General features: G+C 61.2%; 3 protein-coding genes. All 3 read left to right on the top strand.

The genetic code is table 11. The features are described from left to right. Nucleotides 1-184: 184 nt before the first annotated feature. Entirely contained in the window at nt 185-3109 is a 2925-nt protein-coding gene (locus HY011_12810) for a VCBS repeat-containing protein (GenBank protein ID MBI3423811.1), read from the top strand. A gap of 357 nt (nt 3110-3466) precedes the next feature. Continuing rightward, complete coding sequence (locus HY011_12805; GenBank protein ID MBI3423810.1) at nt 3467-9205, top strand: SBBP repeat-containing protein; 5739 nt, start codon at nt 3467-3469, stop codon at nt 9203-9205. Between the two features lie 582 nt (nt 9206-9787). Further along, on the top strand, nt 9788-15375 hold a 5588-nt coding region (locus HY011_12800; protein MBI3423809.1), incomplete at its 3' end, for a hypothetical protein.

Raw genomic sequence — 15375 nt, 5'->3', positions numbered from 1 at the left:
TTGGGCTGTCCGTTCACTTCCAACAGAGTGAACAGCGGCGATTATAGCGGCGTCCACATTACTTTTACCAACCATCTTTGCCATTGGGCCGCCCGACTTTACTCACCCCCAAACGCCGTGTAACCTAGCCCGCCTTAACCCCACAATCCATCGCAAATTCGCATGTCCTTAAGAGGAAACTTCAATGAGACACTTCCCCCGCAAGCTTCGCCTGCACGTTTTCAGCGCAGGTCTGACACTGGCCTTCTGCCTCGCTGTCTTCATCCAACATTTTCTGATTCAACCCAGCCAAGCCGCCGCGCAAAGCGAGCCGCTCTGGCAGGATGTTTCCGCGACGCAACTCAACGGCGTGAGCGGTGAGCGCTGGGTGCACCCGCTGACTTATCGCGGGTTGCGTTTGAACCAAACCGCCTTGGCCCAACTGCTGGCGCAAGCACCGCTCGAACGCACGCCGGAAGCACAATCCAAACAGCTCATCATCGAGATGCCCCTGCCCGCAGACGGCATGGGCCGTTTCCGCTTTGTCGAAGCGCCGATTATGGCGCCGGCACTGGCCGCCAAATTCCCTGCCCTTAAAACCTATTACGGGCAAGGGCTGGATGACCCAACCGCTTCGGTGCGGTTCGATGTCACGCTGACCGGCTTTCACGCCATGATTTTGTCGGCGGGCGAAACCACTTACATTGACCCGTTGGCCAGAGGCAATGCGGATTTTTATCTCAGCTATGCCAAGCACGAATTGCGCAAACCGGGTTGGGCGGTTGAATGCTTCGCGCAAAGCGAATTGGCGGCCTCGCCCGCGCCGCCCGCCAGTCCCTTCTTAACCGGCGGCACAACGCTGCGCACCTATCGGCTGGCGCTCGCGGCGACGGGCGAATACACAGCCTTCCACGGCGGCACGGTGGCAGGCGCGCTGTCCGCGATGGTGACTTCGATGAATCGCGTCAACGGCGTTTACGAACGCGAAGTCGCCGTGCGCATGGTGCTGGTCGCCAACAATGACAGCGTCATCTTCACCAATGCCGCGACTGACCCGTACACAAATAGCAGCGGCTCGACGATGCTGGGCCAGAATCAGACGACGCTCGACAGCGTGATCGGCGCGGCCAACTATGACATCGGACATGTTTTCAGCACGGGCGGTGGCGGCGTTGCCAGCTTGCGTTCCGTTTGCGTCAGCGGCAGCAAAGCGCGCGGCGTGACGGGCAATTCAGCGCCCGTCGGCGACGGCTTCGACATTGATTACGTAGCCCACGAGATGGGCCATCAATTTGGCGGCAATCACACCTTCAACGGCACGACCGGCTCTTGCAGCGGCAATCGCGCCGCTGCGGCAGCCTACGAAACCGGCAGCGGCTCGACGATCATGGCCTATGCCGGCATCTGCGGCGCAGAGGATTTGCAACCGCACAGCGATGATTACTTTCACGCCAAAAGCCTGGAAGAGATTTACGCCTTCATCAACGGCACCGGCGGTGGCTGCGCGGTTGCTACCGGCACAAGCAACAACCCGCCCACGGTCAACGCGGGTGCCAGCTTTACGATTCCCGCGCAAACGCCCTTTGCCTTAACCGCGTCGGGCAGCGATGTGAACGGCGACACACTGAGCTATTGCTGGGAACAATACGATCTCGGCACGGCGGCCCCGCCCAACACTGACAATGGCAATCGCCCGATCATGCGTTCGTATAACCCCACGACCGGGCCGACGCGCACGATTCCCAGGCTCGCCGATTTGCTGGCCAACACCAGCAGCGTCGGCGAAGCGTTGGCGACGACGACGCGCACGTTGAATTTCAGAGTGATCGCGCGCGACAACCGCGCGGGCGGCGGCGGCATTCAAGATGCCACGCTGCAAGTCTTCACGCGCGCCGACGCCGGCCCCTTTGTCGTGACGGCACCGAACACGCCCGTCACCATCCCAGGTGGAACCGCGCAACTCGTCACCTGGAATGTAGCCAATACCAACGTCGCGCCCGTCAGTTGCAGCAATGTGAAGATTACGCTTTCCACTAATGGCGGGCAGAGCTTCCCAATCGTGTTGGCCGGCAGCGCGCTGAACAATGGCTCCGCCATCATCAATATCCCGAACCTGCCGACCACGCAGGCGCGCCTCAAAGTCGAAGCGCTGGGCAATATCTTCTTCGATATTTCCAACACCAACTTCACGATCACTTCCGGCGGCGGCGGCGGCATCGTGCGCGCCAAGAAGGCCGATTTCGACGGCGACGGCAAAACCGATCTGAGCATCTTCAGCCCCAACACCATTGCGCCAACGCCGAATTGGACAGTGTTCAACAGCAGCAATAGTGCAACCGTTACGCAGCAATGGGGCGCGGGTTATGCGCCCTATAACGACGTGATCGTGCCGGGCGATTACGACGGCGACGGCAAGACCGATCACGCCATCTGGCGCGGCGCCGATTCCATCTGGTACATCCGCAAATCTTCGGATGGCGGCGCTATTCTCGATCTCTGGGGCGCGAACTATGCGCCGTATTTCGACATCCCGGTGCCCGGCGATTATGACAACGACGGCAAGACCGACCTCGCCGTCTGGCGGCGCGATGGCACCTGGTATGTCAAACGCAGTTCGAATGGCTCGTTCCTGATTCAGGTGTTTGGGCAAAGCGGCGACGTCCCGGTGCCGGCGGATTATGACGGCGATGGCCAAACTGACTTGGCCGTTTTCCGGCCTGACGCCATTGCGCCTGTGCCGAACTGGATCATCCTGAACAGTTCGACGAATACAGTGACCAGTCTTCAATGGGGGGCGGGCTATGCACCGTACTTCGACACGCCAGTCCCGGCGGACTATGACGGTGACGGCAAGGCGGACTTGGCGATCTGGCGCGGCGCGGATTCGATTTGGTACATCCGGCCGAGCGCGAATCCGGGGAGCCCAATGCTGGATTTGTGGGGGGCGAACTATGCGCCGTACTTCGATATTCCGACGCCAGGGGATTATGACGGTGACGGCAAGGCGGATATTGCAGTCTGGCGACGTTCAGGGACGTGGTTCGTCAAACGCAGCAGCAATGGTTCGTTCCTGATCCAAAACCAGGGGCAAAGCGGGGATGTGCCCGTGCCCGCGTTTGGCGTGCGGTAACACCGCGCTGGCCTTGTTCCAAACTTAACGCCCGCTTCCGCGTGTAATCTAAACACGTGGAAGCGGGCGTTATCTATTTTGCTGTTACCCCTGTATTCCGCCAAAACGAAAAACCTCCTCCGGGCCAACCAACCGAGCGAATTCAACTGCACATAAAAATACTTTGCTCTAACTGAGCCAATGCGCGACCGGTTTGCGCATTACCGGGCAGAGGCAATTCAGGTTGGCAGACGGCACCGCCGTGGCGTTTGTTCAAGCCCGTTAAACGCCAGCGAAGCCTAGCCAAGTCTGCTTCGTTGACACCCGCAGGCAGGTCTACATCTGCCCGCATTTAAGCTCGTATTTTAAGGAGGATTCATGCAGTTCAAGCCCGCTAGTTCATTCAAAGTCGCCCTTTTCGGCACGCTGAGTCTGCTCTTGCTGAGTGTGGGTTGGTGGGCTAAACAGCCGCATGCCAACGCCTCCCCGACGCCGGTGGCTCCCTCGCTGGCGGCCTTTGGCCAACTGCCGCTCAGTTTTGAAGCCAATCAAGGCCAAACCGACAGCCAAGTCAAATTCCGCGCGCGCGGCAACGGCTACAGCCTGTCACTGACAGCGGATGAGATCGTGCTGCAAACGTTCGCGGGGCCAACCGCTGAGCCGTCTGCGACAGCGCAAACACTACACTCCGCACTCCACTCGCCGCATGCCGCACGCCGCAATTCCCAGGTGACGCGGTTGCGCCTGATCGGGGCGAACCCCGCGCCGTTGGTCGAGGGCGTAGATGAATTGCCGGGCCAAAACAATCACTTCATCGGCAACGACCCACGCCAGTGGCGCACCAATGTACCGACCTACGCCAAAGTACGCTACCGCGCAATCTATCCTGGGATTGATCTGGTCTTTTATGGCAACGGGCGGCAGGTGGAATACGACTTGATCGTCGCGCCGGGGGCTGATCTCAACGTCATCAAGCTGGCGGTAAGCGGCGCGGGCGCGTTGCGCGTGGCCGACAACGGCGAATTGAGTTTGCAGGACGAACCGGAGGGTCCGCGCTTTCGCGCGCCCGTGGTTTATCAGCAAACGTCGGGCGGACGCACAGAACTCGCCGGACGTTATGTGCTGAGCGGGGCGAATGAAGTCAGCTTCGCGGTGGATGCTTACGACAAAGAGTTGCCGCTGGTGATTGATCCGGTGATCATCTATTCCAGCTATCTGGGCGGCAACAACAATGAAACCGGCGAGCGTGTCGTCGTGGATAACAACGGGAATGCCTATCTGGCGGGCTTCACGACCTCCACCAACTTTCCCAGCGCCAATCCGCTGCAACCCAACTACGGCGGCGGGAGCCGCGACGCCTTTATCACAAAGCTGAATGCGGCGGGTTCGGCGCTCGTCTATTCCACCTATCTCGGCGGCAACGGCGATGACCTCCTGGCTGGCGCTTTGGGCGTAGACGCAACTGGTAACGTCTATGTTGCGGTCACCACGACTTCAACCAATTTCCCGACGACGGCCAATGCCTTCCGCACGACTAACACGGGTTTTTATGATAGCTCGCTCGCCAAGCTCAATCCGGCGGGCAATGCGTTGCTCTATTCGACTTACTTCGGCGGCACGGGTTTCGAGAACAGCCGCGATCTCGCCGTGAATGACGCCGGTGTCGTGTGGGTCAGCGGCATTACGAATTCAACCGACCTGCCCGTCAAAAATCCGTTGCAAGCCACCAACGGTGGTAACCTGGACGAATTCGTCGCCAAATTCGATACGACCCAGACGGGCATGGCTTCGCTGCTCTATGCCACTTACTTCGGCGGCAACGGCGATGATGGCGGTTCGGGGCTGAGCGTAGGCGATGCGTTGGCGGTGGACAGCACGGGGAATATCTATCTGGCCGGGCCAACCAATTCGACCAACCTGCCGGTGTTGAACGCCTTTCAGCCGGCTTTTGGCGGAGGGTCGCGGGACGGCTTTGTGACCAAAATCAATGCGGCGGGCAACGCCTTGCTCTATTCGACCTATCTGGGCGGCAACGCCCAAGACGAAATCCTGGCGCTGGCTGTGGACGCGGCAGGCAATGCTTATCTTTCCGGGGACACGGCCTCTACCAACTTCCCGACGAGAAATCCGCTGCAACCGGCCAACGGCGGCAACGGCGATGCCTTTATTACCAAGCTCAGCCCCACGGGTTCGGCGCTCGTTTACTCAACCTATCTCGGCGGCAACGGCAGCGACTTTGGCCTGGATGTCGTCGTGGATGGAGCTGGCAATGCTTACGTGGCCGGCGCGACCAGTTCAACAGATTTCCCTTTGACCGGCGCGGTGCAACTCACTTACGGCGGCGGCGCGAGCGATGCCTTTGTCACGCAATTGAATGCGACCGGCACCGCGCGGCTCTTTTCCACCTTTCTTGGCGGCAACAACAACGACGTCGCGCAGAGCTTGACGGCGACGAGCGACGGCAACATCTACGTAACCGGCGTCACCAGTTCGACGAACTTTCCGGTGGTCACCAACCTGCAACCAACCTTGAGCGCGGGTGATGACGTGTTCATCACCAAGCTGGGCGGCCAGCAAAGCATGTTCGCGTTGACCGAGATCAGAGCCAATCGCGGCGGCGACACCGGCACAGCATCTTGCGTGATTTTCGGTACTGGCATGAACATTGGCGCAACAATCAAGCTGGTTCGGACGGGGCAGCCGGACATCGTGGGCGAGCAGGTTGCGGTTTATGAATTCGGCAACCGGATGAATGCGACCTTCGATCTGACGGGCAAGGCGCGCGGCGTGTATGACGTGGTCGTCACCAATCCCGGCGGCCAAACGCGTACCATCACCAGCGGCTTCACTGTCGAAGAAGGGCGCGCGCCGCAACTCTATACCGAGATTCTGGGCTATAACTACCTCAGAGGCGGGCGCGATCAAACCTACACCATTGTCTGCGGCAATCGCGGCAATGTGGACGCCTTTGTCGTGCCGGTCAGAGTTTCGGTGCCGGATTTCATCACGCTGACGCCGGGCTTTACCATCATCAATCCGCCGCAACCGGCGGGCGTCCCGCCGGTTGATTACAGCCAGGCGTCATTCACAACGCGCAGTAACGGCCGCAACGAAGGCGTTATTCTTTACCCAATGGTACCGGCAGGCGGTGTGCGCGAGGTCACCGTTAAATTGCGCGTAGCCGATGTCTTCACATACGCCCACGCGCAGTTCAACATTCTGGCGACGCCCGGTATACCGTTGGTGATGACCTTCCCCAGCGCACCACGTCCGCCCAATTCCCCCAACGCGCCGAATGCGCCGCAGGCTGGCTTCGCGCCTTCGCCGAAGTGCATTCAGTCCTTCATCAGTTTGGTCTTTGATTGCGGGAGCGTAGCGTTTCCGCCGCTGCTGTGCGCCGACTCGCTCGCGGCGTTTGGCGGGCAAGCGCTGACTTCACTAGCGGCGACAAGCTTTGATCCGCGCACGGGCAGTGGCGATGTCGCTGGTACTTTTGCCGGGATCGCCTGGGGCGGTGTGCACGCGGCTATCAATTGTTCGCCTATCGGAGAAGTTTTTGCGGTCTTTCAATGCACCACGTCCGCGATTAACTTCTTCGATAATTGTTTCGGCAACGGCGGCGGCGCGGGCAAGCAAGGTCAGGTTATCGTCTCCGGCGATCCTAACCTGAAGCTCGGCCCTGACGGCGCCAGCGCGCAACATTACATCGGCATCCAACCCACGCTGTCTTACGCCGTCCTATTCGAGAACAAAGCGGAAGCTACCGCCGCCGCGCAAGACGTGGTCATCACCGATCAACTCGACCCGGCCAAGGTGGAGTTGAGCACCTTTGAACTCGGCCCCATCGCTTTCGGCAACAAATTGGTGATTCCGCCGCCGGGCAGCAAAACTTTCAACACCGATGTTGACCTGCGCCCGCAGACGAATTTGTTCGCGCGCATCAACGTGAGTTTCAATCAAAGCACAGGCTTGATTACGTGGACGTTCGCTTCGATTGATCCGGCCACCGGGCAACCGACCACCAACCCGGTGCTGGGCTTCCTGCCGCCCAACGTCACCTCGCCACAAGGCGAAGGCCGCGTGCTCTTCACCGTCGCGCCCAAAGCGGGTCTCACCACCGGCACGGTCATCACCAATCAGGCGCGGATTGTTTTTGACGCGAACCCGCCGATTGATACGCCGGTGTGGAGCAACACGATTGACATCACGCCGCCCACCAGTCAGGTCACGGCGTTGCCCGCGAATTCGTGCGCCAGCTTCAACGTGCAATGGTCGGGCAGCGACCCCGATTCCGGCATCGGCGGCTTTTTGATTTACGTTTCTGACAACGGCGGGCCTTATTCACCGTATCGTTCAACGTCGGCCACGTCGGCGTTTTTCATCGGCGAACAGGGACATACCTATCGCTTCTACAGCATTGCCAGCGATCGGGCGGGCAACTTTGAAGCGAACCCGGCCGCGCCGCCGGACACGCAAACGACCGTCAACACGACGACCAGCCTGGCACCCACCAACCACAACGTCGCGGGCACTGGCGGCAACGCGAGCACCAACGTTACCGCAGTTGGTGGCTGCGGTTGGACGGCCAGCAGCAACGTACCCTGGATCACGATCACCAGCGGCGCGAGCGGCGCGGGCAACGGCACAGTCAATTTCACCGTCGCGCCGAATGTCGGCCCCGCGCGCGGCGGCACGCTGACCGTGGCCGGTCAAACCGTCAGCGTCTCGCAAGCAGCGCAAAGCTGCACCTTCAACATCAGCCCAACCAGCGCCAACCTGGGCGCGGGGGGCGGCAATGGCAGCAGCAACGTCACCACGACCGGCGGTTGCGCCTGGCCCGCCACCAGCGATGTGGCTTGGATCACGCCGAACAGCGCCAGCGGTACCGGCAGCGGCGCGGCCAATTACACCGTCGCCGCCAACACCGGCCCCGCGCGCACCGGCACACTGACCATCGCCGGACAGACCGTGACCGTGACGCAGTCGTCAGGTTGTAGTTACGCGATCAATCCGACCAGTCAAACTTTTCCCGGCAGCGGCGGCGCTGGCAGCGTCACCGTCACTACGCCCGGCGTTTGCGGTTGGACGGCAGCGAGCAATGCGCCCTGGCTGACTATCCTTTCAGATGTCAACAACACCGTGATGTTCAGCGTTGCGCGCAACCCCGGCCCGCAACGCAGCGGCACGCTGACCATCGCCGGGCAGACGTTCACGGTGACGCAAAATCGCGGGCTGGCGGTCAAAGCCGATTTCGATGGCGATGGCAAAACCGATCTGGGCGTCTTCAGCCCCAGCGCCGCCCCGCCCGTGCCGAATTGGATGGTGCTCAACAGCAATAATGGGCTAACCGCCACGCAGCAGTGGGGCGCGGGTTATGCGCCCTATTTCGATACCATCGTGCCCGGTGATTATGACGGCGATGGTAAAGCCGCGGATTCGATCTGGTACATCCGCAAGAGCAGCGACGGCCAAGCCATCCTGCAATTCTGGGGCGCGAACTACGCCCCGTATTTCGACATTCCCACGCCGGGTGATTACGACGGCGACGGCAAGACCGACATCGCCGTCTGGCGGCGCGATGGCACTTGGTATGTCAAACGCAGTTCGAATGGCTCGTTCCTGATTCAGACGCACGGCCAGAACGGCGACATCCCAGTGCCTGCCGATTACGATGGCGATGGCAAGACCGACTTGGCCGTCTTCCGGCCCGGCGCGATTGCGCCCACACCGAACTGGCTCATCCTGAACAGCTCAACGAACACCGTGACGAGCATCCAATGGGGGGCGGGCTATGCGCCGTATTTCGACACGCCGGTACCGGCGGATTATGACGGCGATGGCAAAGCCGACCTGGCGATCTGGCGCGGGGCGGATTCGATCTGGTACATCCGCAAAAGCAGTGATGGCGGTTTTATCCTCGATCTGTGGGGGGCGAATTACGCGCCCTACTTCGATGTGCCGACACCGGGCGATTACGACGGCGATGGCAAGGCGGATATTGCGGTCTGGCGACGCTCTGGGACTTGGTTCGTCAAGCGCAGCAGCAACGGCAGCTTTCTGATTCAAAACCAGGGGCAAAATGGCGATGTGCCTGTGCCGGCTTATGGCGTGCGTTGACGAGAAAGCACATAAGCACGCGGCGCAAAGGAACAGCGACATGACGCGACAAGGCTTACACCCGATGAGGGCGTTTCCCAGTTCACCGTTGTGCCGCTGTTCCTTTGCGTGGGCGGGCCGGGTCAAAGAAGGCGCTCAATTTTAGGACTTACGCAGAACCATTGCCACAGAGGCACGGAGACACAGAGCAAGCGAGAGTTTACCAGTCATGCAGGCCTTTCCTCTGTGACTCCGTGCCTCTGTGGCAATGGTTCTGCGTAAGTCCTGAATTTTTCTTTTTAGAGGACACTTTTTCCTTTTATTTCCCCCTTAGCCAATGAGAGGATGTGTGACGCAAGCGTCGGAAAGTCGCCAGCAGAGTGATTGATTTGCTTGCTCGCCTGAAATCTCACCTATGACAATTGCCCGCAGTTTCAACGCGCGCGTTGGAGCTATCCCCTACACAAATTCTTGCTCTCGTCTGCTAGTACTCCATCAAGCTGTAAGTGATGGATGCTGAGAGCGCATCCGGGATGTAGGGCGGGATTTAATCCCGCCCTACATCCCTCATTTTCAGCTTGATGGAGTACTAGGAGAAAAACGATGAAATTCCCGCTTCGCCATCGCCGCCACTTTCTTTTTGCGCTGTTGTTTTTGACCACAGGTTCGCTGGCTTTCGGAATCAACTGGTACCCCTGGCGCGCCAAGGCCGCCACCCCAGCCAGTCCCGGCAGCCAAAGTTCGCCGGCTGTGATCTGGCAGCGCAACGGCACCACCCAAGCGGAAGGCAGAGCGGGGCAACTGACAGCCTGGCAACTCAACAGCAACGCGCTCGAAGAAGTGCTCAGCCGCGCCCCGCGCGAATTCACCGCGCCGGGCAACAATACAGCCGTGCTCGCCTTGCCGATGCCTGGGGGCGCACTCGAGCGTTTCCAAATCGAGGAATCTCCCCTGATGGAACCGGCGCTCGCGGCGAAGTTTCCAACGATCAAAACCTATCGCGCTCAAGGGCTGGACAATCCCGCCGTCACTGCGCGCCTGCTTTGGTCGCCGCGCGGCTTTCACGCCTTTGTGCTGACCAACAACGGCGCGGTCAGCATTCAGCCCGCCCACTCTGACGACATCAAGACCTATGTCAGCTATGCGAGCCAGGATTTGCCGGCGGACGCGCAGGAATTGCGTTGTTTGGTGGATGAGAAAGAGCAAGCCAGAGCCGCCCGCCCCACCTCGCCCAATGCGCCAGCGGCGTCGGTCGGCGGGACGTTGCGCGTGTACCGCGTCGCCATCGCGACGACCGTGGAATATACGAATCAAGCCAATCTCGGCGGCGGTACGGTCGCCAACACGTTAGCGTCGCTGGCCACCTGGCTGAGTGGCATCAATGCAATCATGGAAAAGGAAGTCGCCGTGCGGCTGGTGCTGGTCGGCACCAATAACACGGTCATCTTTACGGCGGAACCAGACGGCTTCACCAACGGTAACAACAACACGATGATCAACGAGGTGCCAGCCGTGCTGAGCGCGAACATCGGCTCGGCCAATTTCGACATCGGCCACGTCTTTGGCACCATTGCTTCAGGCGGCTCTGGCCTGGCGGGTGTGGGTATTGTTTGTGACAGCTCGGCTTCCAGCGGCGGGCAGCGCAAGGCCCAAGGCTCGACCTTGTTTAGCGGCCCGTCCGGCCAATCGGGCCAACTGGGCGTGATCGCCCACGAATTCGGCCATGAATTGGGCGCTTCGCATACCTTCAATGCGCTGGAAGCCTCGGGCAACTGCGCGGCGGGTAACCGTTCCGGCGCGACGGCCTACGAGGTCGCCAGCGGTTCGACGCTGATGTCTTATGGCGGAATTTGCACCACCAACAATCTGTCCGGGAAAGAATTCAGGCTGCACGCCGGGAGCTTTGCGCAAATCACGACGATCCTCGCCGCCGCCACTTGCAACAACGGGAATTGGATTGCCACTGGCAACAACGTGCCGACGGTCACGGCGGGCGGCAACTTCACCATCCCGAAACAAACGCCGTTTACGCTCACGGCCAGCGGCGCGGATGCCGATGTCGCTGACGTGCCCAATCTGACTTACACCTGGGATCAAATAGACGCGGGCGGTTCGCTGTATCCCAATCCGCTCTACGGCGATCAGGCGGGGGACCCAAACACGACGACGCGCCCGCTCTTTCGTCCCTACCCAGCCGCTAGCAGTCCGGCGCGCACGTTTCCGAGCCTGACCTACATTCTGAACAACGCCAATGTGCCGCCCGCGACCGTGGGTGGGTTCATTACCGGCGAGAACCCGCCGAGCGTGGCGCGCACGATGAACTTCCGCGCGACGATTCGTGACAATCGCGCTGGCGGCGGCGGCGTCAACGAAGCGACTGCCGTGATTACGGTGGATGGCCCTTCAGGCCCTTTTGCGGTGACTTCTCCGAATGGCGCCAACAACATCACCGGCGGCGCGGCGACCGCTGTAACCTGGAATGTGGCGGGCACCAGCGGCGCGCCGATCAATACGGCCAACGTCAAGCTTTCACTCTCGACCGATGGCGGCAACACGTTCCCTATCGTGTTGGCCGCCAGCACGCCGAACGACGGCAGCCAAAGCGTCACCTTTCCCAATGGCCTGCTCAGCACGATGGCGCGTGTCAAAGTCGAAGCTCTCGGCAACATTTACTTCGACATTTCGGACGCTGATTTCAGCCTCACGCCCGGCGACGGCTGTCCGGCGGTGAGCAACTTCAGTCCCCCAATTATCAACATCGGCGGCCAGGTCGTGTTGACCGGCATCAATTTCACCAGCGTGACGGCGGTCAATTTCACCGGCGCGAATGTGAATTGCCCCAGCGCCAATTGCACCGTCAACAGCAATACGCAAATCACGCTGACCGTGCCCGCCGGCGCGACGACCGGCCCGCTGACCATCGTCAAAGCCGGTTGCACCAATCTGCAAACCGCGGCGCTGATCATCTGCCCCAATGCCGCGGTGACCCTGACTTACGACGGCGGTTTCGGCTCGAATTGCAATGGTTTTGGCGCTGGCGCGTATTACGTAGTGCGCACCACCCCGTCCGCCTACCCCGCCACGCTGAGCAATGTCCTGGTTGAATTCAGCGGCTTTCAAGGGATTGCCCAAGGGACGGCCTTTACCGTGGTGGCCGCCCCGAATCCCAGCGGCAGTACCAACATCAATGGAGTGAGTTTCCAATCCGTCAACGCCACCGTCGGCGCCTTGGGGTCATTTACCAGCTATGCGATTACCCCGGTCACGATCAACTCCGGCGACTTCGTGGTGGGCTTCAGCTTCCCAACCAATACTTGCTCCGGTTTGCACGATGGCACACTGACCGCGAATCGTTCCTACATTTCCTCTGACAACGGCGCCACCTTCAGCGCCGCCCCTGGCGACTGGCTGATTCGCGCCCAGGTTTTCACCGGCAACTGTGCCGGAGCGTCAAACACCGCGCCGGCCTTCACGCCCGCTGCCGCCATTGCGCGCCAACAAGGCAGCGCGGCAGGCGCAGCAGTCACGGTCGGCACGGTAACGGATAACGAGACCGCCGCTGGTTCGCTGACCGTCACCCAAATCGCGGGCGGCACTGCGACGGGCATCACCGTCACCGGCATCACCAATACCAACGGCACGATCACCGCGCAAGTCAGCGCCGCTTGCAACGCGACCAGCGGCACGGTGCGCTTTCAGGTTTCGGATGGCAGTCTGACCGGCACTGGGGATTTGACGGTCAACGTGACGGCCAACACCGCGCCGACGCTGGCTTACGCCAATGCGGCGGTGAATGGCGGCGGTTCCACCACAAATTCGCCCACCACGGCCACCGACAACGGTTCGATCACTGGTTACAGCCTGCAATCGCAAGGCACCTACACCGGCACCATTTCGGTCAACCCGACTACCGGCGTAGTCTCGTTCAGCAACGCGGCGCCGCTTGGCACACACACCATCACCGTCACCGCCACTGACAATTGCAATGCAACGACGAATGCCAGCTTCACGCTGACGGTCAATAACACCGCGCCGAGCTTCACGCCCGCAGCGGCGCTCTCACGGCAACAAGGCAGCGCAGCGGGCGCGGCGGTCACGGTCGGCACGGTGACAGACGCGCAAACGGCGGCAGGTTCGTTGACCGTCACACAAATCGCGGGCGGCACGGCAACCGGCATCACGGTCAGCGGCATCACCAACACCGGCGGCACGATCACCGCGCAGGTCAGCGCCGGTTGCACGGCAACCTCCGGCACGGTGCGCTTTCAGGTTTCGGATGGCGCGTTGACCGGCACCGGCGATTTGACCGTCAACGTCACGGCCAATACGTTGCCCACACTGACCTATGCCAACGCCAACGTAGCCATAGGCGGGGCGACAACAGTCAACGCGGCGACCGGGCCAACGGATAACGGCGCGGTCAACACGATTGTGCTGCAAGGCCAGGGCACATACGGCGGGACGATTTCGGTCAACAATGGAACCGGCGCGGTTACGATCAGCAACGCCATGCCGGTGGGAACGCATACGATCACGATTCGCGCCACCGATAATTGCGGCGCCTTCTTTGACGCAAGCTTTACGCTGACCGTGTCGGCCGTCAACACAGCGCCAACCTTTACGCCGGCAGCGGCGCTCACACGGCAGCAAGGCAGCCCGGCGGGTGCAGCCGTCACTGTCGGCACCGTGGCCGACGCCCAAACGGCGGCGGGTTCCTTGACCGTCACCCAAATCGCGGGCGGCACGGCGACCGGCATCACCGTCAGCGGCATCACCAACACCGGCGGCACGATCACCGCGCAAGTCAGCGCCGCGTGTGGCGCGACCAGCGGCACCGTGCGGTTTCAAGTTTCCGACGGCAGTCTGACCGGCACGGGTGATTTGACGGTCAACGTGACCGCCAATACTGCCCCGACGCTGGGCTATAGCACGCCTCAAAACGTGGCGGCGGGCGGCGCGCTCACGGTCAATCCCTCCACTGGCCCCAGCGACAACGGCAACGTCGCTTCGATTGTGTTGCAAAGCCAGGGCACCTACACCGGCACGATCTCGGTCAATAACGGCACGGGCGCGGTCACCATCAGCAATGCCAATCCGCCCGGCTCGCACACGATTATGGTGCGCGCCACCGACAACTGCGGCGCGACGACCGACGGCACGTTCACGCTGAACGTCTCGAACACAGCCCCGACCTTTACGCCCGCCGCCGCCCTTTCGCGGCAACAAGGCAGCCCGGCGGGGGCGGCGGTCACGGTCGGCACTGCCGCCGATGCCTCGACTGCGGCAGGCAGTTTGACCGTCACACAGATCGCGGGCGGCACGGCGACCGGCATCACCGTTACGGGGATCACTAACACTGGCGGCACGATCACGGCGCTGGTCAGCGCGGGGTGTACGGCGACGTCCGGCACGGTGCGCTTCCAGGTTTCGGATGGCAGCCTGACCGGCACGGGCGATTTGACCGTCAATGTCACGGCCAATACGCCACCGGCGTTGACGTATAACAATCAATCGGCGGCCTTGAACGGGGGCTTGAATATCAATCCGGCCAGCGGGCCGAGCGATAACGGCTCGGTCAACACCGTCGTCGTGCAAAGCCAGGGGACATACACCGGCACGATTACGGTGAATGCGGCGGGTGTCGTGACGCTCGGCAATGCCGGGCCGTTAGGAGCGCATACGATCACGATCCGCGCGACCGACAATTGCGGCGTAGGCACGGATGCCAGCTTCACGCTGACAGTCAGGCGCAACGCGGTCAAAGCCGACTTCGATGGCGATGGCAAAACCGATCTGAGCGTCTTCAGTCCCACCGCCGCGCCGCCCTTCCCGAATTGGACGGTGTTCAATAGCAGCAACAGTGCGACTGTCACGCAGCAATGGGGCGCGGGGTATGCGCCCTACTTCGACGACATCGTGCCGGGCGATTACGACGGCGATGGCAAGGCCGATCACGCCATTTGGCGCGGGGCCGACAGCATCTGGTACATCCGCAAATCTTCCGACGGGCAGGCCATCCTGCAATTCTGGGGCGCGAACTATGCGCCGTATTTCGACATTCCCACGCCGGGTGATTACGACGGCGATGGCAAGACCGACATCGGCGTCTTCCGCCGCAGCGGCACCTGGTTCGTGCGGCGCAGCAGCGACGGGCAAAACATGATCGTCACGCACGGGCAGCAGGACGACAT

This window comes from Acidobacteriota bacterium (assembly GCA_016196035.1).
GTDB lineage: Bacteria > Acidobacteriota > Blastocatellia > RBC074 > RBC074 > JACPYM01.
This window is presented reverse-complemented; position numbering and strand designations above follow the sequence as displayed.